The organism is Nonomuraea sp. NPDC050680 (assembly GCF_040654555.1).
In the GTDB taxonomy this organism is placed as follows: Bacteria; Actinomycetota; Actinomycetes; order Streptosporangiales; family Streptosporangiaceae; genus Nonomuraea.
Genome location: NZ_JBFAIF010000023.1, coordinates 1 through 24208 on the forward strand (window position 1 = coordinate 1; position 24208 = coordinate 24208).

The window sequence follows — 24208 nt, forward strand, 5'->3', positions numbered from 1 at the left end:
GGTTGTGCATCATGCACTGGCTTTTAACACACTGTTGAGTTCTCAAGAAACGGACGCGTACTCCCCAACCTGCGAGAGGCGTTCATTTCGTTTTCGTTGTGCCTTAATCTTATCGAGCTTGTCGGCTTCGTGCAAATCGGAGACTTGCTTGGAGTCGAGCAACCTAGCTAAGATTGTGCACCCCGTCTCCGGGGCAACCCTCGTAACTTACCGTGCCATCCTGGGCTTGTCGAATCAACCGATTTTCCGGTGATCTGAGCGCACCCGAGACGACTCGTGCCAGCGAGCGCATGGAAGCGCCTGGCCGAGTGGCTCTGTTCTCAAGGGGTTTGCCCTGGGGGCCCGTCCGCCTGCTCGGCGTCCGGCTCACTCCCGGGGCGAAGAGAAGATTAGGTCGCCGTTCGCCCTACGTCAAATCGGCGTTCACGCCCGCTCTCCAGGTCTCCGCAGGATTTCCGGCATGGCCGGCCCTGATCTGCGAAAACGCAGAGCAGATCGGAGACTCGAAGCGTCCAAGCCACGGAAACTAGGGACATTGCGGGACATGTTCCTAGTTTCCGAGGGAGATCGCGGGACATGTCGCGGCTCGGAACCATTGCCGACTCGCCAGGTCGCTCTTGGGGTGCTGCGGCCTCTCCTCCAGGAACGGATCCCGGACCGCACGGATCCCGGACCGAGCAGAAGCGCGGACCGACAGGTGAACGTGGCACTGCGGGATGACGTCCCGCCGAATGGTGATCCACGATCTCGTTGCATGGCCTCTACCAGGGATGATCAGGGCCGAGTGGCCGAGAAACCATACCGCTCTGCGGGACGTCATCACTGCGGAATGCCCGGGATAGAGGCCGGGGTAAGGGTTCACAGTTGCGAGGATGCCCGGTCGATCGCCGTTCCGCAGCGCCGGAGGAGGGAGCGCAGGGTGTCACGCTCCTCTGTGGTGAATTCGTCCGCTATCGCCTGCTCTATTCGCACCGCCCGCTCGTCCGCCTTCTCCAGCGCGGCGCGGCCGGCGTCTGTGAGCCGGGTCTCCAGGACATTGCCGTGCCATGGGTGCGGCGTACGTTCGACCAGCCCGCGTGCCTCGAGGTTTTTCAGCACCACGGTCATCGCCTGCGGGGTCACCAGGCAGGCTCGGGCGAGCGCGGCGGCCGAGATGCCGGGGTTGGCCGCTAATACGTAGAGCGTCGCGTACTGCGGCACTGTCAGCCCCGCGGGCCTGACCGCGACCTGCTTGGCGGCGATCAGTTCCTGCTCGGCTCGCTTGATGTCGAGGCCGAGACGTTCCTCTGCGGGCATGCCCATGGTACGAGATAGTACAAGCAATCTAGCGTTGACGATTATCAAAGCTTTGATAGCGTGCATAGCCGTACACCGAATGAGGAGGCGTCACATGATCCCTGAGAGCCATCTGGACCTGTTGACCAGGCCGCTGTTCGCGCATCTGGCCACCATCGCGCCAGACGGGAAGCCCCATGTGAACCCGGTCTGGACAGTGTGGGACGGGGAGTTCCTGCGCTTCACTACGACCACGGACCGCCAGAAATACCGAAATGTCGCGGCAAATGGGAGCCTGGCGGTTTCCATCAACGACCCCGACAAGCCGTACCGGTACCTGGAGATCCGGGCAGTGGTGGAGCGGATCGATCCTGACCCGTCGGGCGACTTCTTCGACGTGCTCGCCACCCGCTACGGCCTGCCGTATGACCGGCCGGTGGGCGACGCGGAGCGGCGGGTGGTCATCGTCGCCCGGCCGACACGTACGACCAGCCAGTGAAACGATCAACGACCTGCCGGTGAAGCCCGGGGGCGGCCGCCATGACCCGAGCCGCCGCCCGAGCAACTCCGGGAGTGCCACCCCGGAAGGGAGTGCGATCCCGGAAGGGAGTGCGATCCCGGAAGGGAGTGCGATCCCGGAAGGGAGTGCGATCCCGGAAGGGAGTGCCACCCCGGAAGGGAGTGCGATCCCGCCAGTGCGAGACCGCTGCGGGTGGGCGGTATGGACGCTCAAGACCCCCCAGAAAGCGTGAGCGCGCGCACCTGCGCCGGCGACGTGAACAGCTCCGCCGCCATCCCCGCCTCCCGAGCCGCGACCACATTGACCTCGCTGTCGTCGAAGAACAGCGCCTCCCCCAGCTCCACCCCCAACCGCTGGGCGCAGATCTCGTACGCCCGCCGGTCCGGCTTCGCCACCCCGATCCGGCACGAGTACGTCAGCGACGCGAACCGTCCCAGCCAGTCACCGTGCCGCGCCTCCCACACCGGCACCAGGTCGGGGACGATGTTCGACAGCAGCCCCAGCGTCCTTCCCCGATCGGCCAGTTCGTGCACCACGGCGACCATCTCGTCGTCCACGTGGCACCAGCTCTCCAGGTCGGCCGCCATCAGCGCGTCCACGTCGGCGAACCGTGTGCCCAGCCGTCCGGCGACCGCCGCCCAGTACGCCAGAGCGTCCTGACCGGCGTCATAATCGGGCCGGCACCCCCAGTACGCCTCCCAGAAGCGCTCCCCCGGCACGTCGGCAAGGTCGACGAGGTTCTGTTTGGCGTCAGCCGTCTGGACGCGGGCGATAACTCCGTAAAGGTCGAACACGATCACTTCAGGCATAAATCTGAGCCTATGCGCGTATTCTGCCCCGGTGACCACCGCCTCCACCCTCGCCCCTCCAGCCCGGCCAGTCGTACGTTCGCGCAGGTCGAGCCCGTGGTGGGTGGCCGGAATCGCCGGAGCCGTGGCGTTCAGCGGCTCGGGCTCCGCCTCCCTGAACGGTGACGAGCTGGCCACGATCAGCGCCGCGTCGCGGTCGTTGCCGGGGCTGTGGGAGCTGGCGCGGCACATCGACGGTCATTTCCTGCCGTACTACCTGTTCATGCAGCTCTGGGCGCAGGCCGGGACCGCGGAGCTGTGGCTGCGGCTGCCGTCGGCGCTGGCCATCGGGGTCGCCGCGTGGTTCCTGGTGGACCTGGGGCGGCGGCTGCACAGTACGTGGGCGGGGGTGACGGCCGGCCTGCTGTTCGCGGCGCTGCCGTCGGTGTCGTACTACGGTGCCTTCGCCCGATCGTACGCGCCCGCGGCCGCCGCGGTGGTCTTCTCGTTCTGGGCCCTTCACCGCGCCACGCGAGCCCAGGAGCAGGCCCCGCGAGCCCGGCAGGCCCAGCAGCCGGAGGAGCGCGCGCCCTGGGTGATCTATGCGGCGGCAGTGGGGTTGGTGTGCTGCACGCATCTGTTCGCGGTGCTCGTGCTGCCCGCTCAACTGGTCGCCGTCGTCGCGCTGCTCCCCCGCCGTACCGTGCTCCTGAGGTGGGCGCCCGCGGTCGCCGTCGGCTGCCTGCCCGCGCTCATGCTCGGTCTGGTCGGGTACGGCGAGCGGCATGCGATCAGCTGGATCCCGCAGCGCGGGGCGGAGGTGCTGCTGAAGTTCCCGAAGATGGCGGCGGGGAGCACCGAGGTGGGGGTGGTGCTGTTCGTGGTGGCGCTGGCCGGCGTGGTGCTGCTCCGTAACAGGCCGTGGGCGGGGACGCTGCTGGGCTGGCTGGTGCTGCCGCCCGTCCTGCTGCTGGCCGTGTCGCATCTGGTGACGCCGGTCTATGTGGACCGGTACCTGTTCGTCGCCGCGCCCGCTCTGGCGTTGCTGGCGGGGATCGCGGTGGCGAGTGTTCCGCGGGGAGGGGTGGTGGCCTGCTGCGGGCTGGTGGTGGTCGCCGTGGCGGTGGGCGTACCGCAGCAGGTGGAGGTGCGGGAGGCCAACGGGCGCTTCGAGGACTTTCCGTGGGCCGTGCGCAAGGTGGACGCGCGGCCGGGGGACGCGATCGTGTTCGGGCAGAGCTCGGTGCGGGCGGGGTTCGACTACTACCGTGACGGGTCGATGCCGGACGACGTGCTGCGACTGGGGGCCGCTCCGGAGGCCGAGGGGTTCGGCTTTCCTGAGCGCGATGACGTCGGCGCCGCGCTGGCCGATCGGGGGCGGGTCTGGGTCGTGTGGCGCGGGGTGAAGTCCGCCGGGCAGAAGCTGCCGCGGGTGAAGGCCGTACGGGAGGCGGGCTACGAGCAGACCGGGGCCTGGCACTCGGCGGAGACGCCCGGCCTCACCGTAGCCCTGTTCGCCCACAGATAAGCCCAGGGTCCTTCCCCCGGGAAAGGGGAAGGACCCACCCAACTCAAGTCAGCCGACCTCGACGCCGCCGACCGCCTTCTTGCCGCGTCGCAGCACCATGAACCGCCCGTGGAGCAGGTCCGAGGCCTCAGGCACGTACGCCTCATCGGTGATCTTGACGTTGTTGAGGTACGCCCCGCCCTCCTTCACCGCCCGCCTGGCCGCCGACTTCGACTCCACCAGCCCGCTGTCCGCCAGCAGGTCCACGAACGGCGCCCCGAGAGCCGGGACCGTCGCCTTCGGCACCTCGGCCAGCGCCGCCGCCAGCGTCGAGCCGGGCAGCTCTTCGAGCGACCCCTGACCGAACAGCGCCTTGGACGCCGCCACGACGGCCGCCAGTTCGTCGGCGCCGTGGACGAGCGTGGTCAGGTCCTCGGCCAGCGTCCGCTGCGCCTCGCGGGCGAACGGGCGGTCGGCGACCGCCTTCTCCAGCGCCTCGATCTCCTCGCGCTCGCGGAAGGTGAACACCTTCAGGAAGCGCACCACGTCGCGGTCGTCGGCGTTGAGGAAGTACTGGTAGAAGGCGTAGGGAGAGGTCAGCGCGCCGTCGAGCCAGACCGACCCGCCTGCGGTCTTGCCGAACTTGGTGCCGTCGGCCTTGGTGATCAGCTTGCCGGTCAGGGCGTGCACGTGGCCGCCCTCGACGCGCCTGACCAGGTCGACGCCGGCCGTGATGTTGCCCCACTGGTCGCTGCCGCCGACCTGGAGCGTGCAGCCGTTGCGCCGGTAGAGCTCCAGGTAGTCGTTGGCCTGCAGGATCTGGTAGCTGAACTCGGTGTAGCTGAGTCCCTCACCGCCGAGCCGGGCCGCTACCGACTCGCGGGCGAGCATCCGGTTGACGGGGAAGTGCTTGCCGATGTCGCGCAGGAAGTCGATGGCCGACATCTCGGCGGTCCAGTCCAGGTTGCTGACCAGCGCGGCCGAGGTGGGGCTCTGGTCGAAGGTCAGGAACTTCTCCACCTGCACCCGGATCCGGGAGACCCATTCCTCCACGACCTCGGTGGTGTTGAGTACGCGTTCGGTGCTGCGGCCGCTGGGGTCGCCGATCAGGCCGGTGGCGCCGCCGACCAGGCCGATCGGCTTGTGGCCCGCCCGCTGGAAGCGGGTCAGGATCAGCAGGGTGGCCAGGTTGCCCATGTGCAGGGACGGCGCGGTCGGGTCGAAGCCCGCATAGACCGTGATCGGACCCTTCGACAGCGCCCCGCGCAGGGCGTCGATGTCGGTGGTCTGCGCGAGGACGTCGCGCCATTCGAGCTCATCGAGAATGTCGGTCACGGTGCTGGCTTTCCAGGAGACGTCGAGTGGTTACAGACTGCCCGATCGCACCGGATGACCGCCACTTGGATACTCTCGGTCGCCATGTGGAAGGTCCGTCGCGAGCTGGCCGTTTTCAAGATCCTAGGGGCTGTGGTGTGTGCCGGTCTCGCCCTGTTCTGGTATGCGCAGGGTGATGTACGCGGGGTGGTGCTGGCCGTGCCGGCCGCCCTGCTGGTGGGGGCCATGGGGTTGCGTGACGTCCTGGTCCCGGTACGGCTGGCGGCCGACGAGAGCGGTCTCACCGTGGTGCACGGCTTCGCCGGCCATCGGCACGTCCCGTGGGAGGCGATCGAGGACATCCAGGTGGACGTACGCAGGAGGTACGGGCTGCGCAGCGAGATGCTGGAGATCGACACGGGCGACCACCTGCACATCTTCAGCGCTCACGAGCTCGGTGCCTCCCCGACCGAGGTGGCCGCGGTGTTGCGGCGGCGCGGGGCGTGAGCCCGGAAGGGCGAGACGGTCGGGTCGCCGTCGATCCAGAACCGCCACGGGGTGTCCTTGGCGGTTGAGATCCCGGTGCGCGGCCCCGACCTGATCGTGTCCGCCTCGGCGGGCCGCCCGCCGAGCACGGCCACGGTCCCCTTGGGCAGCCCGGTGAGCCAAGCCGCGTGTTCGGGCTGATCACCGCGAGAGCCGCGAGAGCCGTCTCCCGTCTCATGGAAGTGCGGCAACACGGCCGGCGAGCCCTCCCATACGGCGTCGAGCCCGTTGTGCTCGCGCGCCAGCCCGAGGGCGACCGCCAGCCGGGCGGGGCCGCGGGCGAGGTCGCGGTCGGCGATCGGCTTGCGCCGGGAGGCAGGTGGGCCGCCGCCGTCCACATAGGCGCCTCCGGAGCCGTCCACATCGCCGCCTCCTGAGCGGCGCGAGCGGGCCAGGTCGGCCCGCGCCACCACCTCACCGGCCCGCAGCAGCACCGCCGACCCGTGGTCCTCGGGCAGGCACACCAGGTTCGCGCAGAAGTGCATGCCGTAGGTGAAGTACACGTACAGATGCCCAGGTGGCCCGAACATCACCGCGTTCCTGGCGGTCCGTCCCCGGTAGGTATGGGCCGCCGGATCCTCGCCGGGGCCGCCGTACGCCTCGACCTCGGTGAGGCGGACCGCGACCGGACCGTGCACGAGCACGCGCCCGAGCAGGTCGGGCGCGACCACGTGCGACGGCCGGTCGAAGAAGCCCCGTGGCAGGGGCGCCGAATCCAGGGTCCCGGATTCCATGCCGGGCGCTAGGCTCCCGCGGCCCACGCCGCCTGGGCGTCGACCGTCTCGCGCAGCGCGACGAGCTGGTCGCGGACCCGGTCGGGCGCGGTGCCGCCGTGGGACTTGCGGGCGGCGAGGGCGCCGGGGACGTTGAGCACGTCGCGGACGTCAGGGGTGAGGTGCGGCGAGACCTTGCCCAGCTCGTCGTCGGTCAGGTCGCCCAGGTCCTTGTCGTTGACCTGGCACCACACCACCAGGTGGCCGACCGCCTCGTGCGCGTCGCGGAACGGCACGCCGCGCCGCACGAGCAGCTCGGCGAGGTCGGTGGCCAGCGCGAAACCGTCGGGAGCCGACGCCTCCAGGCGCGCGGTGTTGACCCGCATGGTGGCGACCAGGCCGGCCATCGCGGGCAGGACGAGCAGCAGCGTGTCGACCGAGTCGAACACCGGCTCCTTGTCTTCCTGCAGGTCACGGTTGTAGGTGAGCGGCAGGCCCTTGAGGGTCGTGAGCAACGCCATGAGATTGCCGATGAGCCGCCCGGACTTGCCGCGGGCGAGCTCGGCGACATCGGGGTTCTTCTTCTGCGGCATGATCGACGAGCCGGTGGAGTAGGCGTCGTCCATCTCGATCCAGCGGAACTCCTGCGAGGCCCACAGCACGATCTCCTCGCCGAGCCGCGACAGGTGCACGCCGATCAGGGCCGCGTCGAACAGGAACTCCGCCGCGAAGTCACGGTCGGACACCGCGTCCATGGAGTTGAGCGCGGCGAAGGAGAAGCCCAGCTCGACGGCCACGGCCTCCGGGTCCAGCGGCAGCGACGAGCCGGCCAGCGCGCCGGCGCCGAGCGGCGAGACGCCCGCGCGGCGGTCCCAGTCGGTGAGCCGGTCGATGTCGCGGGCGAAGGCGTGCACGTGCGCGAGCAACTGGTGACCGAAGGAGACCGGCTGCGCGTGCTGCAGGTGGGTCATGCCGGGCGCGGCCGTTTCGGCGTGCTGCTCGGCCTGGGCCATCAGCGCCGTCTCCAGCTCGACCAGCCGGGAGACGATCGTGCGGGCGTGGTCGCGCAGATAGAGGCGCAGATCGGTGGCGATCTGGTCGTTGCGGCTCCGGCCGGCGCGCAGCTTGCCGCCGAGCGAGCCGAGCCGCTCCAGCAGGCCGCGTTCGAGCGCGGTGTGCACGTCCTCGTCGGCGACCGTCGGCCGGAACTCGCCCACCTTGCAGGCCCGCTCCAGATCGTCGAGCGCGCCGATCATGCGTTCGAGCTCGTCGTCGCTCAGCAACCCCGCCCTGTGCAGCACCCGGGCGTGCGCCCTGGACGCCGCCAGGTCGTACGGCACCAGCCGCCAGTCGAAGTGCACGCTCACCGACAGCCGGGTCAGCGCGTCGGCGGGACCTCCTTCGAATCGCCCGCCCCACAGCCGCATCGGCTTGCCATCACTCAACGTCATCTCCTTCTCGTCCCCCGCGACCATAGTGCACATCATCCTTTCTTCGCGTCGCGCGCGGCGGCGATCTTGGAGGGCAGGCTGAACAGCTGGACGAAGCCCTTGGCCAGCGACTGGTCGAAAGTGTCGCCGGTGTCGTAGGTGGCCAGCGAGAAGTCGTACAGCGACTGCTCGGAGCGGCGGCCGGTGACGGTGGCCTTGCCGCCGTGCAGAGTCATCCGGATGTCGCCGGTGACGTGCTTCTGGGCCTCGGCGATGAGCGCGTCGAGGGCGTCCTTGAGCGGCGAGAACCACAGGCCGTCGTAGACGAGCTCGCTCCAGCGCTGGTCGACACCGCGCTTGAAGCGGGCCAGGTCCCGTTCGACGGTGACGTTCTCCAGCTCCATGTGCGCGGTGATCAGCGCGATCGCGCCGGGCGCCTCGTACACCTCGCGCGACTTGATGCCGACGAGCCGGTCCTCGACCATGTCGATCCGGCCGACGCCCTGCGCGCCGGCGCGGGTGTTCAGCTCGTCGATCACCTGGTACGGCGTGAGCGAACGCCCGTCGAGCTTGACCGGGACGCCCTGCTCGAAGGTGATGACCACCTCGTCGGGGTCACGGGTGACGGCCGGGTCGGCGGTGTAGGCGTAGACGTTCTCGGTGGGGCCGTTCCAGATGTCCTCGAGGAAGCCGGTCTCGACGGCCCTGCCCCACAGGTTCTGGTCGATGGAGAACGGGTTCTTCTTGGAGGTCTCGATCGGCAGGCCCTTCTGCTCGGCGTACTCGATCGCCTTGTCGCGGGTCCAGGCGAAGTCGCGGGCCGGGGCGACGACCTGCAGGTCGGGCGCGAGCGCGGCCAGGCCGGCCTCGAACCGTACCTGGTCGTTGCCCTTGCCGGTGCAGCCGTGGGAGACGATCGTGCCGCCGAGCTGCTTGGCCGCGCTCACCAGGTGCTTGACGATGAGCGGCCGCGACAGCGACGACAGGAGCGGATAGCGGTCCATGTAGAGGGCGTTGGCCTGCAGCGCGGGCACACAGAAGTCGGCCGCGAACTCCTCCTTGGCGTCCACCACGACGGATTCGACCGCGCCGCAGTCCATGGCCCTCTTCTGGATCACCTCCATGTCCTCGCCGCCTTGTCCCAGGTCCACGGCGACGGCGATCACTTCGGCGTTCATCTTCTCGGCCAGGAACGGGATGGCCACGGACGTGTCCAGACCGCCGGAGAAGGCGAGTACCACTCTCTGACTCATCGGTGCCTCCAAAATCTTCGTAGAACGGGCTAAGTACGCCGGGCGGCGATCCTCAGCAAGGCCTCGGCGACGACACTCCCGCCCTGGGGGTCGCGGCTGATCACGAGGATCGTGTCGTCGCCCGCCACCGTGCCGAGGATGGACTCCCAGTCGGCGTGGTCGATGGCGGAGGCCATGAACTGGGCGGCGCCCGGCGGAGTCCTGACGATGACCAGGTTGGCCGACGCCTCGGCGGAGACCAGCAGTTCCTCCGCGATCCGGTGCAGCCGGGCGGCCGGGGACTCGCCGGTGCCCAGCCTGGCCACCCGGATGCGGCCGCCGCCCTCACCGGGCAGGGCGTAGACCAGCGAGCCGTCCTCGGCGCGCAGCTTGAGCGCGCCGAGTTCGTCCAGATCGCGCGAGAGCGTGGCCTGGGTGACCTCCACGCCGCTCTCGGCCAGCAGCTTGGCCAGCTCCGGTTGGGAGCGGACGGCCTGCCGCTGCAGCAGGTCGGTGATCCTCGCCTGCCGCGCGACCTTGGTCATCGGGATGGTCACGCGGTGCTCACCAGCCAGTGGAGCAGCGCCTTCTGCGCGTGCAGCCGGTTCTCGGCCTGGTCCCACACCGCGCTGCGCGGGCCGTCGATCACTTCGGAGGTGATCTCGTAGCCGCGGTAGGCGGGCAGGCAGTGCAGCACGATCGCGTCGTGTGCGGCGTGCCCCATGAGCTCGGAGTTGACCTGGTATGGCATGAGCGCGCGGACTCGCTCGTCCTTGCCGTCCTGGCCCATCGACACCCAGGTGTCGGTGGCGACGACGTGCGTGCCCTGGACGGCGGCGACCGGGTCGGTCAGCGAGGTCACCGAACCGCCGGTCGTCGCGGCGATCGCGGCGGCCTGGTCGAGGATGACGGCGTCCGGCTGGTAGCCGACCGGGGCGCCGATCCGCACGTGCATCCCGGCCGTGGCGCCGCCCAGCAGGTAGGAGTGGGCCATGTTGTTGGCGCCGTCGCCCAGATAGGTCAGCGTCAGCCCGGTCGTACTGCCGAACCGTTCGCGGACGGTCAGCAGGTCGGCGAGGATCTGGCAGGGGTGGAACTCGTCGGTCAGCGCGTTGACCACCGGCACGGCGGTGCCCGCGGCCATGGCATCGAGGCCCGTCTGGGCGCCGGTGCGCCAGACGATCGCGGCGACCTGGCGTTCGAGCACCCTGGCGGTGTCCTCGATCGGCTCGCCTCTGCCCATCTGGGAGCTGCCGCCGTCGATGACGAGCGGGAGCCCGCCCAGCTCGCCGACGCCGACGGCGAAGGAGACCCGGGTCCTGGTCGAGGGCTTGTCGAACAGGACGGCGACGGTCTGCGGCCCTTCGAAGGGGCGGTAGCCGTAGCGGTCCTTCTTCATCGCGGCGGCCAGGTCGAGAACGTCGGCCTGCTCGGCGGGCGACAGGTCGTCATCCCTCAGGAAGTGCCTGACGGGCCGCGAGTCCGAGGGCCTCATTTCGCCGCCTCGGCGAGGATCTGGGGGAACGCGGCGACGAGCGCGTCGACCTGCTCGGCCGTCACGACCAGCGGCGGCGCGATCCGTACGGCGTCCGGCTGCAGCGCGTTGACCAGGAAACCCGCCTCGGCCGCCGCCGTCTGCACCTTGCCGGAGACCGGCTCGGCCAGCACGACACCCAGCCACAGGCCGCGGCCGCGCACGCCTTTCAGCAACGGATGGGAGACCGCTTCGAGCCCGGCCCGCAGCCGGGCGCCGGTCGTCCGCACGTGGTCGAGGTCGAGGTTGTCGAGTACGGCCAGCGCCGCCGCGCACGAGACCGGGTTGCCGCCGAACGTGGAGCCGTGATCGCCCTTGTCGAACAGCCGGCCCGAGTCGCCGAAGCCGACGCACGCCCCGATCGGCAGGCCGCCGCCCAGGCCCTTGGCCAGGGTCAGGATGTCGGGGGTGACCCCGTCGGCCTGGTGCGCGAACCAGTGCCCGGTGCGGCCGATCGCGGACTGGATCTCGTCGGCGACCAGCAGCGCGCCGGTCGAGTCGCAGATCTCGCGGGCCGCCGCGAAATAGCCGTCGGGCGGCGGGACCACGCCTGCCTCGCCCTGGGTGGGCTCCAGGAACACCGCGATGCAGTCGCCGGTCACGGCCTCCTTGAGGGCGGTGGCGTCGCCGTACGGGACGAACTGGACCTCTACCGGGAACGGGCCGAACTGGTCGCGGATCGACTTCTTGCCCGTCAGCGAGAGCGCGCCGATGGTCCGGCCGTGGAAGCCGTTCTCGGCGGCGACGAAGTAGGTGCGGCCGTCGCGCCTGCCGTACTTGAGGGCCAGCTTGTAGGCGGCCTCGTTGGCCTCGGTGCCGGAATTGGCGAAGAAGACGCGGCCGGGGGCGTTCAGCAGGCCGAGGAGCCGCTCGGCGAGCAGCACCTCCGGCTCGTGCAGGTACAGGTTGCTGGTGTGCGCGAGCGTCGCGACCTGCTTGGAGACCGCCTCGACCAGGGCCGGGTGGGCGTGGCCGAGCGAGCTGACGGCGATGCCGCCGACGAAGTCGAGGTATTCCCTGCCGTCCACGTCCCACACACGGGTGCCCTCGCCTCGTGCCAGGGCGATCGGCGGGACGCCGTAGTTGGGCATGAAGGCTTGTTCGAACCTGTCGCGAAGGTTCATCAGGGCATCACCATGGTTCCGATTCCTTGGTCGGTGAAGATCTCGAGCAGCAGCGAGTGGGAGACCCGGCCGTCGAGTATGTGCGCTTGGGGGACACCGCCCTGGACCGCCGTCAGGCAGGCCTCCATCTTCGGCTTCATGCCGCTGGACAGCGAGGGCAGCATGGCCGCCAGCTCGGCGCCGTCGAGCTTGTCGATCACGTCGGTGTCGTCGGGCCAGCCGGCGTACAGGCCCTCGACGTCGGTCAGGACGATGAGCTTCTGCGCCTGGAGGGAGACGGCCAGCGCGGCGGCGGCCGTGTCGGCGTTGACGTTGTAGATCTCCCCGTTCTCGCCGCGGGCGACGCTGGAGACCACGGGGACGCGGCCGTTGTCGATCATGGCCTGGACGGCGCCCGGGTCGACCTTGACGATCTCGCCCACCTGGCCGATGTCGACCTGCTCGCCGTCGACGAGCGCGTGCTTGCGCTCGGCGGTGAACAGGTGGGCGTCCTCGCCCGACATGCCGACCGCGAGCGGGCCGTGCCGGTTGATCAGGCCGACCACGTCGCGGTTGACCTGGCCGACCAGGACCATCCGGACCACCTGCATGGCCTCGGGCGTGGTGACGCGCAGCCCGGCCGTGAACGTCGACTCGATGCCGAGCCGGTCGAGGTGCTTGCTGATCTGCGGGCCGCCGCCGTGCACCACGACCGGCCGCAGACCGGCGTAGTGCAGGAAGCCGATGTCCTCGGCGAAGCCCTCCATGAGCGATTGCTCGATCATCGCGTTGCCGCCGTACTTGATGACGACGGTCGCGCCGTGGAAGCGGGCCAGCCAGGGCAGGGCCTCGATGAGGGTGTCCGCCTTGGTATGAGCGGTGATGGTCCTCATGAGGAGTACGCCGAGTTCTCGTGGACGTAGTCCGCGGTCAGGTCGGTGGTGTGGACGGTGGCCGAGTGGGCGCCCGCCGACAGGTCGATGGTGATCGTCACGTCGCGCGGGCGCATGTCCACCTTGCTCCGGTCGTCGCCGACGGCGCCGCCGCGGCAGATCCAGATGCCGTTGATGGCCACGTTCAGCCGGTCGGGCTCGAACACGGCGTCGGTGGTGCCGACGGCGGCCAGCACGCGGCCCCAGTTGGGGTCCTCGCCGTGGATGGCGCACTTGAGCAGGTTCGAGCGGGAGACGGTGCGGCCGACCTTGACCGCGTCGTCCTCCGACGCCGCGCCGACCACCTCGATGGCGATGGCCTTGGACGCGCCTTCGGCGTCGACCAGCAGCTGCCTGGCCAGGTCGGCGCAGACCTCGGTGACCTTCTGCCCGAACTCCGCCAGGTCCGGCTTGACTCCGGCGGCGCCGCTGGCCAGCAGCAGGACGGTGTCGTTGGTGGACATGCAGCCGTCGGCGTCGAGGCGGTCGAAGGTCTTGGAGGTGGCCTCACGGAGCACGGCGTCGAGCTCCTCGGCGGTGAGGTCGGCGTCGGTGGTGATCACGCAGAGCATGGTGGCCAGGGCCGGGGCGAGCATGCCCGCGCCCTTGGCCATGCCACCCACCATGTACCCGTCGGCGCGCTTGAAGGAGATCTTGGAGACGGTGTCGGTGGTGCGGATGGCGTCGGCCGCGGCCAGCCCGCCGTCGCGGGACAGCTGCGCCGCGGCGCGCTCCACCCCGGCCAGCAGCGCGTCCATGGGCAGCCGCTCGCCGATCAGGCCGGTGGAGCAGACCGCGATCTCGCCCGCCGAGTCCTGGAGCACCTCGGCCGCCTTTTCGGCGGTGGCGTGCGTGTCCTGAAAGCCCTCGGGGCCGGTGCAGGCGTTGGCGCCGCCCGAGTTGAGGACGACGGCCCGGACCCGGCCGCCGCGCAGGACCTGCTGCGACCACAGGACCGGGGCCGCCTTGACGCGGTTGGCGGTGAAGACACCGGCCGCGGCGTGGTTCGGTCCGTCGTTGATGACCAGGGCCAGGTCGCGCGCGTCGCCGGACTTGATGCCCGCGGCGACGCCCGCGGCTCTGAAACCGAGGGGAGCGGTCACGCTCATGCGCCCTCCTCCGTCGGCCGCGGGACTGCTGTGTCGGTTGGTAGGCTGCGCTCTCTCACGGAGCAACTCCTGTCAGGGGGAGGCCGAGCTCTTCCGGCAGGCCGAGTGCGAGGTTGACGCTCTGGATCGCGCCTCCGGCCGTGCCCTTGGTGAGGTTGTCGATGGCGATGACGGCGACCACGCGGCCCGCGCGCTCGTCGAGCGTCACCTGCAGAGCGGCGGTGTTGGCGCCGTAGGTCATCGCGGTGGCGGGCCAGGTGCCCTCGGGCAGCAGGTTGACGAACGACTCCTTGGCCAGCGCGTTCTCGTACGCCTCGCGCACGGCGGCCTTGGTCAGCCCGGGCGCGGCGGGGGCGGTGCAGGTGGCCAGGATGCCGCGGCTCATCGGGGCCAGCGTCGGGGTGAACGAGACACGGACCGGGGTGCCCGCGACCGCCCCGAGCGCCTGCTCCATCTCCGGAGTGTGCCGGTGGACGCCGCCCACGCCGTAGGCGCTGACCGAGCCCATGACCTCGCTGCCGAGCAGGTTGGGCTTGAGCGCCTTGCCCGCGCCGCTGGTGCCGCTGGCCGCGACGACGACCACGTCGGGCTCGGCCAGGCCGGCGGCGAAGGCGGGCAGCAGGGCGAGGATGACGGAGGTCGGGTAGCAGCCGGGCACCGCGATGCGCTTGGCGTCCTTGAGCACCTCGCGCTGGCCGGGCAGCTCGGGCAGGCCGTAGGGCCAGGTGCCGGCGTGCTCGCCGCCGTAGAACTCCTGCCAGGCGGCCGGGTCGGCGAGCCGGTGGTCGGCGCCGCAGTCGACGACGACCGTGCTCGCGGGGAGCTGGGCGGCGACGGCGGCGGAGTGGCCGTGCGGCAGGGCCAGGAAGACCACGTCGTGCCCGGCCAGCGTTTCGGGGGTGGTGTCCTCGATGATCCGGTCGGCCAGTTGCGGAAGGTGCGGCTGGTGGGCGCCGAGCGCGCTGCCCGCGCTGGCGGCCGCGGTGAGCGTGCCGATCTCGAGCTCCGGATGCCCGAGCAGCAGGCGCAGAAGCTCACCGCCCGCGTAGCCGCTGGCTCCCGCGATCGCCGCTCTCATGCCGAACCCCCTGCATAATCATGCACCTAAACTCATGTCCTTACTGTGACGATGATGCACTCCAGGGCATGAACGCGCAAGCTGGGCGCGCCATTGCGCTCACATAGCGAGACGGTTAACCGCCCGTTTCATCCGGATTTCGCGGTCTAGCGCGACGTACCTACCGGTCGGTACTGTGATTTATCCGATAGAGCCGTCCACCGCGGGAGTACTTCGCATGACTCTTTCTCATGCCCAGGTCCAAGCCCAGCTCACCGGTCCTGGCCAGCTTTTCGAGATGGAGGAGATCGGCGATACGGGAGTGCGGACCTGGAAACATGCGCCGGGTCACTTCCGCGCCCTGCTGGAGATGAGCAGATACCACGGCGAGAAGGAGTTCCTCGTCTACGAGGACGAGCACATCACCTTCGAGGAGCACTTCCGGCGGGCGGCGACGCTCGCCGACCGCCTGGTGACGGACTACGGCGTGGCCAAGGGCGATCGGGTGGTCGTGGCCATGCGCAACTATCCAGAGTGGGTGGTGGCCTTCTCCGCCGCCCTCGCCGCCGGGGCGATCGCCGTGCCGCTCAACGCGTGGTGGACCGAGTCGGAGCTGGCGTACGGCGTACGCGACTGCGACGCCAAGGTGCTGATCGTGGACGGCGAGCGGGCCGTCCGGCTCGCGGACGCGGGCGTGCCGATGATCGTGGCCAGAGGCGAGGTGCCCGCGGGCGCGCGCTCGTTCGGTGAGGTGCTGGGTGAGGTCACCGGGGATGTGACGCTGCCGGACGTCCAGCTCTCCCCCGAGGATCCGGCCACGATCTTCTACACCTCCGGCACGACCGGGCGCCCCAAGGGGGCGCTGGGCAGCCACCGCAACCTGGGCCAGTCGCCGATGACCCTCGCCTACGGGCTGATGCGGGCGGTCGCGCTGGCGGGCAAGGACGTCGCCGCGGCGACGGGCGCGCGCCGGGTGACGCTGCTGACCGTGCCGCTGTTCCACGTCACCGGCTGCTTCTCCGCGCTGACCACCACCATGTTCGCGGGCGGCGGGCTGGTCCTCATGTACAAGTGGGACCCCGGGCAGGCACTGCGGCTCATCGAGCGGGAGCGGATCACCGCGATGATCGGCGTGCCGACCAACGCGTGGCAGCTGATGTCGCATCCCGACTTCGTCAAGTACGACCTGTCGTCGCTGACCACCCTCGGCTACGGCGGGGCACCGGCTCCGCCGAAGCTGCTGGAGCGCATCGGCGAGAACCTGCCCGACCGCGCCGCCTCCAACGGCTACGGCATGACGGAGACGACCGGCCTGGCCATCGGAAACGGGGGCCCTGACTACCTGGCCAGGCCCGACAGCATCGGTCTGCCCACGGCCGTGGTCGACGTGCGGGTGACCGGCCCGCTGGGCGAGGAGTTGCCGCCCGGCGAGGTGGGCGAGCTGTGCGTACGCGGCGCGAACGTCATCATGGGCTACTGGAACAAGCCGGAGGCGACGGCGCAGACCTTCGTCGACGGCTGGCTGCACACCGGTGACCTGGCCAGAATCGACGAGGACGGCTTCGTCTATATCGTGGACCGGGCCAAGGACATGGTCATCAGGGCCGGCGAGAACGTCTACTCCGCCGAGGTGGAGGCGGCCCTGTTCGAGCACCCGGCGGTGGACGACGCCGCGGTGATCGGCGTCCCGCACGACGAGCTGGGCGAGGAGGTGGGCGCGGTAGTCCGGCTCAAGCCGGGCACCTCGACCACCTCCGAGGAGCTCCAATCCTTCCTGGCGGAGCGCATCGCCAAGTTCAAGATCCCCGCCCACATCTGGTTCAGAGAGACGGAGCTGCCGCGCAACCCGGGCGGCAAGATCCTCAAGACCCACCTGCGCCGCGAGGTGCTGGGCGGCTAGAGGCCGTAAAGGGCTGGGCGCCTAGAGGCCGTGAGGCTGGGCGGCTAGAGATCGTTTCCCGCGTAGGACAGGTTGAAGCTCTTGTTCACCAGCGGGAAGTCGGGCACGATCGCCCCGCCCAGCGCGACCGGAAGGGCGGGCCAGTTGAAGAACGACGGATCGGCGATCTTCACTCTGGCCAGCCTGCCGTCCTTGCCCAGCTCGACGCGATGGACGATCGTGCCCCGCCAGCCCTCGACGATGCCCACGCCCGAGCCACGCCGCCCGTCGGGCAGGCTCCAGTCACCCGAGGTGTGCGCCAGCCGATCGATCAGCCCGATCGAGGCGGCGATCTCGTCGGCCCTGACCTGGAAGCGGGCCAGCACGTCTCCCCCGGACCGGATCGCCACCGGGAACGGCCCCAGGTCGATGAACGGATGGTCGCGGCGGGCGTCGACGTCGAGCCCGCTGGCCCTGGCCACGTAGCCGAGCGTGCCCAGGTCCGCGGCCGCCCGCTCGGTGAGCACGGCGGTGCCGGTGAACCGGTCCGACACCACGCCGTGGCCGAGCGCGAGCCCGACGATCTCGGCCACCTCGGCGCCGAGCGCCGCGAGCCTGGCGGTGTCGGGCAGGGCCAGCGGCTCGGCGCCGCCGAGCCGGATCGCGCCGCGCAGCAGGCGGTGGCCGGTGACCTCGGCGTTGACGCGCAGCAGCCGCTCGCGGACGGTTCCGCAGTGGGCCTGCAGCACGCTGTGGGCGACGTCGTTGCACAGCGCGCCCAGGTCGGCGACGTGGTTGTAGAGGCGTTCGAGCTCCAGCAGCACGGCTCGGACGCGCTGCGAATCGGGGTCGACGGCCGTGCCGGTGGCCTCCTCGACGGCCAGGCAGTAGGCCAGGGCGTGGCCGACCGAGGTGTCGCCGCTGACCCGCTCGGCCAGGGCCAGCCCGTCTTCCGGGCGGCGGCCCTCGAAGAGCTGCTCAAGGCCCTTGTGCACGAACCAGAGGCGGGCCTTGAGCTTGAGTATCGTCTCGCCGACCACCGAGAAGCGGAAGTGGCCCGGCTCGATGCAGCCCGCGTGCACGGGGCCGACCGGGATCTCGTAGACGCCGTCGCCCTCCACGTCACCGAACGGGTACGGGCCCTCGGGGTCGCCGAACGACGGTGGCGGGCCCGCGTCGGGCAGCATCGGGTACCAGCCTCGGGGCCAGTGGTGGTGCCGGACCAGGCGGCTGGGCAGCGGGTGGTCTTCGGGGGTGATGCCGTACAGGTCGCGGATCTCCCGTTCGAAGCGGCCGGCGGGGAAGGAGAGTGTGGCCAGGCTGGGCACGGCGGGTTCGGTCAGGCGTACGTGGAGCTCGGTCCTCCTCGCCGGACGGGCGGCGGTGAACAGGTAGACGAGCCGGAAACCATCGTCCTCGGCGTGCGCGGCCACGAGCGCGACGCGGTGTCCCAGGGCCAGCAGCTCGGCGGCGCACCCGACGAGCTCGCCGGGCCCGATCTCGGCGACCAGCGGGAGCGTTGCCGTCATCGCGCACCTCCCATGGCGCTCAGCGGCGGGCCGGCAGTTGCGATGGTGACCGCGGACTCCAGGAGCGGCCGGAGCGGCCCCAGCGTCACACCGAGCACCGCGCACGCCACCAGCCCGACGACCAGCGGCACACCCGCGCCGCGCAACCGCCCGCCGGAGCCGTCCCCCGCCCCGCACGACCGCTCGCCGGAGCCGTCCGGTGGTGCGGTGCCGAGCAGCATGCGGCCCGCCGCCCTGCCCACCCCGGCGACGATCACCAGCATGAGCACCAGCGCGGGCGCCACCGCCCAGCCGAGCCCGGCCGCGAACCCCGCCCGCACGATCCCCAGCTCACTGGCGAACAGGCTGAACGGCGGCAACCCCAGCAGCGCCAGCAGCCCGAGCCCGAAGGCCGTGGCCAGTCCGGGCGCCCGGCCGCCGAGCCCGCGCACCGCGTCGACGCTGCTGCTGCCGGCAGCCTGCTGGATCCGCCCCGAGCCGATGAACAGCACCGACTTGCCCAGCCCGTGCCCGAGGATGTGCAGCAGCACGGCCCCCAGCGCCAGCCCGTTGCCGATGGCCGCGCCGAGCGCGATCAGCCCCATGTGCTCGATGCTCGAATAGGCCAGCATCCGCTTGAAGTCGCGCTGCCCGATCAGCAGCGCCGCCGCCACGGCCAGCGACGCCAGCGCCACCACGATCAGCAGCATCCGGCAGAACCCCGTCCCGAGCGCCACGTCGGAGACCACCTTGACCCGCAGGATCGCGTAGAAGGCCACCGACAGCAGCACCCCGGACATCAGCGCCGACACCGGCGCGGGCGCCTGGCTGTGGGCGTCGGGCAGCCAGGCGTGCAGCGGCGCGAGCCCCGCCTTGGCGCCGAAGCCGAGCACGAGCAGCACCACCGCGATCCGCGTCACCCCCGGGTCCAGCCCCCCGGCGTGCCCGGCGAGCGACACCCAGTCGAGCCCCTCGCGCGAGGACAGCCCGGCGTGTACGGCGGCGTAGTGCACGATCACCAGGCCGAGCAGCGCGAGCGCGATGCCGACCGAGCAGATCACCACGTACTTCCAGGCCGCCTCGGTGGCCTTCCTGGTGCGGCGGTAGCCGACCAGGAACGCGGTCAGGATCGTGGTCGCCTCGACCGCCACCCACAGCATCCCGAGGCTCGCGGCCAGCACGGCCGTCGCCATCGCCGCGACGAAGCACTGGGTGAAGATCCCATAGCTGCGGGCGGCCCGCGGCCCCGTATGGCCGGCGGCCGCCTCGGCCCGCAGGTAGCCGGGGCTGGCCAGCATCGCCAGCAGCGCCACGACGCCGATCACGATCAGCATGTACGCGCTGAGCGCGTCCACCCGCAGCAGCCCCCACAGCCCGCTCCCCTCACCGGCTCGCGCGAGCAGGACGGCGGCGGCGAGCAGCCCGCCCGCGGACAGGGCGCCGAGCCACTCCGTCACACGATTCCAGCCGAACAAGGCATACAGGCACGCGGCCGCGAGCGGCAGCGCCACCGGGACGATCACCATCAGTCGTGCAGCTCCCGTAGCTCGTCGAGGTCGGTGCCGCCGAACGCGGCCCGCATCCGGGTGGTCAGAACCTGCAGCGCCAGTACGGCCAGCAGCACGTCGAGCGAGACGCCCAGCTCCACCACCAGCGGCACCCCGGTGGTGGTGAGGAAGGCGGCGGCGGTGATGGCGTTGTCCATCAGCAGGAAGCCGACCACCTGCGACAGCGCCCGCCTCCTGGTGACCAGCACGAAGAAGCCCACCAGCAGCACGGTCAGCGCGATCGGCACGGCCTGGGTGGCGGGCGTGGGCGCCAGGCGTACGAGGGGCTGGGAGACCGCGTACGCGAGCATCGTCAGGACGGCCGTGACCAGCAGCGACGCGGCGACGCTGACGTGCGGCCGGGCCTCGCGGCCCTCCTCGCCGGCCGCCAGCGCGCGCCTCATGAGGTAGGGCAGGAGCACCGCGCGCAGCAGCCCCACCCCGAGCCCGAGCACGGTCAGCTCGACGTCGGCCTCGTGCAACCCCCTGACCGCGATCAGGGCGCCCAGCGCCACCCCCTGCAGCCCGAACAGCCAGATGATCGCGGCCAGGTCGCGCCGCCACAGGACCAGCACCCCCGTCAGCAGGAAGGCGCCGCAGGCCAGGTCGAGCGCCTGTACGTACACGGGATCAGTCATCTCACTCACGCCAGGAAGAAGGAGGCGGCGACCGCCAGCAGGGCCATCAGGAACGAGCCGGCCAGCAGCTCGGGGATACGGAACAGGCGCAGCTTGGCCATGAACACCTCGCCGGCCGCCAGCACGCCGCCCAGCAGCGCCACCTTCAGGGCGAACGCCACCACGGCGACCAGCAGCATGAGCGGCCCGGCGCCCGCGGTGGCGATGCCGACCGGCGCGAACAGCCCGGCGAACAGCCCGAGCATGACCGTGAGCCGCATCGCCGAGGCCCACTCGATGAGGGCCAGGTCGGGGCCGGCGTACTCCAGGATCATCGCCTCGTGGATCATCGTCAGCTCCAGGTGGGTCGACGGGTTGTCCACCGGGATCCGGCCCGACTCGGCGATCGTGACCACCGCGAGCGCGACGGCGGCCAGCAGGCTCACCGGGGAGATGACCGACAGCGGGCTGTTCGCGGTCTCGGTGACGATCGCGCCGAGGTCGGTGGTGCCCACGCGGATCGACAGGGCGAAGACGGCCAGCAGGATCGTCGGCTCGACCAGGGCGAGCACGGTCATCTCCCGGCTGGCGCCCATCCCGCCGAACGCGGTGCCCGTGTCGAGCCCGCCCAGCGCCAGCGCCACCGAGCCGAGCGCGAGCAGCGCGGCGACCGCGAACAGGTCGGCGACGCCGTCGAGCGGCGAGGCGGCGGTGACCAGCGGCACCGCCGCCGCGACCACCAGCGTGGTCCCGGCCAGCAACGGGGGCGCGGCTCTGAACAGGTAGCCGGTGCCGTGCGGGGCGATGGGCTCCTTGCGGGCCAGCTTGCGCAGGTCGCGCCACGGCTGCCGCACCCCGGCGCCCGCTCGCCCCTCCAGGCGGGCCCTGACCTGGCGCATGAGGCCGACGAGCAACGGCGCGCCCGCGGCCACCAGGAGCACCTGCAGCACCATGGCGATCACGAGATCACCGCCAGCACGATCAAAACGCCGGTCAGCGCGTAGAAGCCGTAGGACAGGTAGCGGTGGACGCTGCCGTCGGCCAGTCGCCGCGCCTGCGCGCCGAGCCTGACCACGGCGGCCAGCACCGGCTCGTACAGGCGCCGTTCGACCCGGTCGGGCACCCTGGCCCGGAACCGTACCCGCTGCACCAGGTAGGCCGACTCCTTGACGGCTGTCACGTCGATGGCGCTCTCCGGTTGCAGGGCGTCGACGAAGACCCGTTGCAGGGGTTCGGCGAAGGAGGTGGCGGTGTACTCCATGCGGGCCGAGACCGGTCCCGCGCCGCAGTCCCACAGGCGGGCCGGGCGGCGTGGGCGCCGGGCGGCCACCACGCGGACCAGCGACAGCACCGCCGCCACTGCCCCCGCCAGCGCCAGCGCGATGAGGACCGGCGAGATCGAGCCGGTGATCGCGCTCAGCCGGAGCGTCACCTCTCCGGTGACCGGCCGGTCCGCGGGGATCACCCGCGTGACGGCCTCGGTGAGTGCGGGCAGGACCAGCGCGGGGTCGAGCGCGAGCACCAGGCAGGCCGCCGCCGCCAGCGCCGTCCCGCAGATCGCCGTACGCGGGCTCTCCACCGCCCGCTCGGCGCCAGGGCTGCGCGGCCGGGCCAGGAACCCGACACCGAACGCCTTAACGAACGTGGCCACCGCCAGCCCCGCCGTCAGCGCGATGGCGCCCACGGCCAGCGGCATCGTGACCGCGCCCGCCACCCCCGAGGCGGGCAGCGCGTGGATGAGGCTCTGCAGCAGCAGCCATTCGCTGACGAAGCCGTTGCCGGGCGGCAGCGCCGAGGCGCACAGGGCGCCGACGGCGAACAGGGCCGTGGTGTAGGGCATGCGGGTGCGCAGGCCGCCGAGCGCGTCGAGATCCCTGGTGCCCGTCGCCCGCTGGACCGAGCCGGCCGCCTGGAACAGCAGCGTCTTGAACGCGGCGTGGTTGACGACGTGCAGCAGGGCCGCGGTGAGGGCGAGGGCGGCCAGCGGGCCGGCGCCATCGGCCGCGAAGAAGCCGGCCGCGCCGACGCCGATGAGCACCAGGCCCATGTTCTCGGTGGAGGAGTAGCCGAGCAGCCGTTTCAGGTCGGTGGCCATGGCGGCGTGGAGCACTCCGTACAGCGCGGACAGGGCGCCGAGCGCCAGGACGATCCACCACCACCAGACGGGACCGCCGCGCAGCAGATCGAGCCCGACCCTGACCACGCCGTAGACGCCCATATTGACCATGGCCCCGCTCATCAGCGGCGACACGTGACCGGGCGCGGCCGGGTAGGCCCTGGGCAGCCACACATGCAGCGGCACGATCCCGGCCTTGGCCGCGAACCCGGCCAGGGTGGCCAGGAAGATCACGTCCCTGGCGGCGGGCGACAGCTCGGCGGCGCGCAGCTGGTCGAAGCCGTCGCCCGTGGCTCCGGCCGCCAGGTAGCAGAGGCCGCACATGATCGTCACCAGGCCGAGGTGGGTCATGACGGCGTACCACAGCGCGGCCTTCCTGACCGACGGCCGGTCGCGGTGCTCGGCCGCCACGAGCAGGAGCGAGGTCATCGCCATCAGCTCCCAGCCGAACAGGAACGTGCTCACGCTGTCGGCCGCGGGCACCAGGAGCAGGGCGGCCACGAACAGCGGCATGACCGCCCGCGTCGCCCTGGCCGCGCCGGAGCCGATGCCGTGGATCGCCGCGCACACCGTCACCGCGCCCGTGATGGCGGTGAACAGGCCGCCGAGCGGGTCGAGCGCCAGGCGCAGGCCGCCCAGGGGCAGCAGGTCGGGCAGCCAGGCCGACCAGCCGTGGCCGAGCGTCGCCCGCACCCCCGCCACGGCCGCCACCACGCCGGCCAGCGCGGTGATCACCTCGGCCACGACGGTGATCGCGCGTGGGGGCAGCAGGGCGACGAGGGCGGCGGCCAGGCAGAGGCCCAGGGCGCACGCGTAGAGGATCATCGCCCGGTCATCCCGCGGAGCGCCTCGATGATCGCCTCGGGCGGCGGCGGGCACCCGGTCACCTCGACGTCGACCGGCACCACGTCACCCACCGCGCCCACGACGCCGTACGCGCCCGCGAACACTCCGCAGTCACGCGCGCAGTCGCCCAGCGCGATCACCATGCGCGGCTCCGGCACGGCCTCGTAGGTGCGGCGCAGCGCCATCTCCATGTTGCGCGTGACCGGCCCGGTGACCAGCAGCGCGTCGGCGTGCCGCGGCGAGGCGACCAGCCGGGCGCCGTAGCGCTCCGCGTCGTAGACCGGCCCGAACACCGAAGCGATCTCCACCTCGCAGCCGTTGCACGAGCCCGCGTCCACGTGGCGGATCTGCACCGATCCCGACAGCTCGGACGTTTCGCAATCTTTCCCGCGTTCCAGCGGTGGCTCGGCCATCCGCCCCGTCTTCCGGATTTTTCCCCACAGACCCACTGCGACCCCCCATCGCCCCGACCTGGGAGAACACCGTCCCGCGCCGGGCTGACCACTATGCCGCGCCTGCGGTTGGCTCGGAGTGCGCACCGCTAAAGATCTCCCTCGGGACGGGTCAACCGCCTCTTTTGGGAGCCTCGGGACCGGGTCAGCCGCCTCTTTTGGGAGCGGCGTCCCAGGTGGAGC

Annotated in this window: 22 protein-coding genes; 4 read left to right on the forward strand and 18 right to left on the reverse strand. The window is 71.1% G+C overall.

Annotation, left to right across the window (positions count from 1 at the left end):
- Positions 1-858: 858 nt before the first annotated feature.
- Positions 859-1302 carry a MarR family transcriptional regulator gene (locus AB0H88_RS43510; protein ID WP_357654656.1) on the reverse strand — a complete coding sequence of 148 codons (444 nt, stop codon included), beginning with the start codon at positions 1300-1302 and terminating at the stop codon, positions 859-861.
- Positions 1303-1390: 88 nt separating this feature from the next.
- On the opposite strand from AB0H88_RS43510, the gene AB0H88_RS43515 reads away from it, so the two are divergent.
- Positions 1391-1774 (forward strand): PPOX class F420-dependent oxidoreductase, encoded by a 384-nt coding sequence (locus AB0H88_RS43515; protein ID WP_357654657.1) that lies wholly within the window; start codon positions 1391-1393, stop codon positions 1772-1774.
- A 230-nt stretch (positions 1775-2004) separates the two neighbouring features.
- On the opposite strand, the gene AB0H88_RS43520 is transcribed toward AB0H88_RS43515, so the two are convergent.
- On the reverse strand, positions 2005-2604 hold the full coding sequence (locus AB0H88_RS43520) for an HAD family phosphatase (protein ID WP_357654658.1): 600 nt from the start codon (positions 2602-2604) through the stop codon (positions 2005-2007).
- 31 nt (positions 2605-2635) lie between these two features.
- Here AB0H88_RS43520 and AB0H88_RS43525 point away from each other — a divergent pair, with 31 nt between their 5' ends.
- Positions 2636-4111 (forward strand): glycosyltransferase family 39 protein, encoded by a 1476-nt coding sequence (locus AB0H88_RS43525; protein ID WP_357654660.1) that lies wholly within the window; start codon positions 2636-2638, stop codon positions 4109-4111.
- 48 nt (positions 4112-4159) lie between these two features.
- Here the strand turns inward: AB0H88_RS43525 and tyrS are convergent, their stop codons facing one another.
- The gene (gene tyrS, locus AB0H88_RS43530) at positions 4160-5425 is read right to left on the reverse strand and encodes a tyrosine--tRNA ligase (protein WP_357654662.1); all 1266 of its coding nucleotides are present in this window, start codon (positions 5423-5425) and stop codon (positions 4160-4162) included.
- 84 nt (positions 5426-5509) lie between these two features.
- On the opposite strand from tyrS, the gene AB0H88_RS43535 reads away from it, so the two are divergent.
- Positions 5510-5911, forward strand: coding sequence for a PH domain-containing protein (locus AB0H88_RS43535; RefSeq protein ID WP_357654663.1), 402 nt, complete (start codon positions 5510-5512; stop codon positions 5909-5911).
- On the opposite strand, the gene AB0H88_RS43540 is transcribed toward AB0H88_RS43535, so the two are convergent.
- Genes AB0H88_RS43540 through argC form a run of 9 tightly spaced genes read right to left on the reverse strand, consistent with a single transcriptional unit; the run spans position 5851 to position 15081 of the window.
- Positions 5851-6684 carry a DNA-3-methyladenine glycosylase gene (locus AB0H88_RS43540; RefSeq protein WP_357654665.1) on the reverse strand — a complete coding sequence of 278 codons (834 nt, stop codon included), beginning with the start codon at positions 6682-6684 and terminating at the stop codon, positions 5851-5853. The two genes, AB0H88_RS43535 and AB0H88_RS43540, sit on opposite strands and share 61 nt — an antisense overlap.
- An 8-nt stretch (positions 6685-6692) precedes the next feature.
- Positions 6693-8114, reverse strand: coding sequence for an argininosuccinate lyase (gene argH, locus AB0H88_RS43545; RefSeq protein WP_357654879.1), 1422 nt, complete (start codon positions 8112-8114; stop codon positions 6693-6695).
- A gap of 32 nt (positions 8115-8146) precedes the next feature.
- Positions 8147-9346: an argininosuccinate synthase gene (locus AB0H88_RS43550; protein ID WP_357654667.1), complete on the reverse strand. Its 1200-nt coding sequence runs from the start codon at positions 9344-9346 to the stop codon at positions 8147-8149.
- A gap of 29 nt (positions 9347-9375) precedes the next feature.
- On the reverse strand, positions 9376-9882 hold the full coding sequence (locus tag AB0H88_RS43555) for an arginine repressor (RefSeq protein WP_357654668.1): 507 nt from the start codon (positions 9880-9882) through the stop codon (positions 9376-9378).
- A complete protein-coding gene (gene argF, locus AB0H88_RS43560) occupies positions 9879-10820 on the reverse strand; it encodes an ornithine carbamoyltransferase (RefSeq protein WP_357654670.1) in 942 nt (313 codons plus the stop codon). Before argF ends, AB0H88_RS43555 begins: the two co-directional genes overlap by 4 nt.
- Positions 10817-11983, reverse strand: a complete 1167-nt coding sequence (locus AB0H88_RS43565; RefSeq protein WP_357654672.1) for an acetylornithine transaminase — start codon at positions 11981-11983, stop codon at positions 10817-10819. The genes argF and AB0H88_RS43565 overlap by 4 nt, the downstream gene beginning before the upstream one ends.
- On the reverse strand, positions 11983-12855 hold the full coding sequence (gene argB / locus AB0H88_RS43570; RefSeq protein ID WP_357654674.1) for an acetylglutamate kinase: 873 nt from the start codon (positions 12853-12855) through the stop codon (positions 11983-11985). Before argB ends, AB0H88_RS43565 begins: the two co-directional genes overlap by 1 nt.
- Complete coding sequence (argJ, locus tag AB0H88_RS43575) at positions 12852-14003, reverse strand: bifunctional glutamate N-acetyltransferase/amino-acid acetyltransferase ArgJ (protein ID WP_357654675.1); 1152 nt, start codon at positions 14001-14003, stop codon at positions 12852-12854. Before argJ ends, argB begins: the two co-directional genes overlap by 4 nt.
- Before the next feature lie 55 nt (positions 14004-14058).
- Positions 14059-15081: an N-acetyl-gamma-glutamyl-phosphate reductase gene (gene argC, locus AB0H88_RS43580; protein ID WP_357654676.1), complete on the reverse strand. Its 1023-nt coding sequence runs from the start codon at positions 15079-15081 to the stop codon at positions 14059-14061.
- A 217-nt stretch (positions 15082-15298) separates the two neighbouring features.
- Between argC and AB0H88_RS43585 the strand changes: the two genes are divergently transcribed.
- On the forward strand, positions 15299-16960 hold the full coding sequence (locus AB0H88_RS43585; RefSeq protein ID WP_357654677.1) for a class I adenylate-forming enzyme family protein: 1662 nt from the start codon (positions 15299-15301) through the stop codon (positions 16958-16960).
- A 44-nt stretch (positions 16961-17004) separates the two neighbouring features.
- Here the strand turns inward: AB0H88_RS43585 and AB0H88_RS43590 are convergent, their stop codons facing one another.
- From AB0H88_RS43590 to nuoB, 6 genes are read right to left on the reverse strand one after another with little or no spacing between them, the layout of a single operon-like run.
- Positions 17005-18468 (reverse strand): NADH-quinone oxidoreductase subunit C, encoded by a 1464-nt coding sequence (locus AB0H88_RS43590; protein WP_357654678.1) that lies wholly within the window; start codon positions 18466-18468, stop codon positions 17005-17007.
- The gene (locus AB0H88_RS43595; RefSeq protein ID WP_357654680.1) at positions 18465-19973 is read right to left on the reverse strand and encodes a proton-conducting transporter membrane subunit; all 1509 of its coding nucleotides are present in this window, start codon (positions 19971-19973) and stop codon (positions 18465-18467) included. The genes AB0H88_RS43590 and AB0H88_RS43595 overlap by 4 nt, the downstream gene beginning before the upstream one ends.
- Positions 19973-20632: a hypothetical protein gene (locus tag AB0H88_RS43600; protein WP_357654682.1), complete on the reverse strand. Its 660-nt coding sequence runs from the start codon at positions 20630-20632 to the stop codon at positions 19973-19975. The genes AB0H88_RS43595 and AB0H88_RS43600 overlap by 1 nt, the downstream gene beginning before the upstream one ends.
- 5 nt (positions 20633-20637) lie before the next feature.
- Positions 20638-21564 carry an NADH-quinone oxidoreductase subunit H gene (locus AB0H88_RS43605; RefSeq protein ID WP_357654881.1) on the reverse strand — a complete coding sequence of 309 codons (927 nt, stop codon included), beginning with the start codon at positions 21562-21564 and terminating at the stop codon, positions 20638-20640.
- Between the two features lie 5 nt (positions 21565-21569).
- Complete coding sequence (locus AB0H88_RS43610; RefSeq protein ID WP_357654684.1) at positions 21570-23552, reverse strand: proton-conducting transporter membrane subunit; 1983 nt, start codon at positions 23550-23552, stop codon at positions 21570-21572.
- Positions 23549-23926 (reverse strand): NADH-quinone oxidoreductase subunit NuoB, encoded by a 378-nt coding sequence (gene nuoB, locus AB0H88_RS43615; protein ID WP_357654685.1) that lies wholly within the window; start codon positions 23924-23926, stop codon positions 23549-23551. The genes AB0H88_RS43610 and nuoB overlap by 4 nt, the downstream gene beginning before the upstream one ends.
- Positions 23927-24208: the final 282 nt, after the last annotated feature.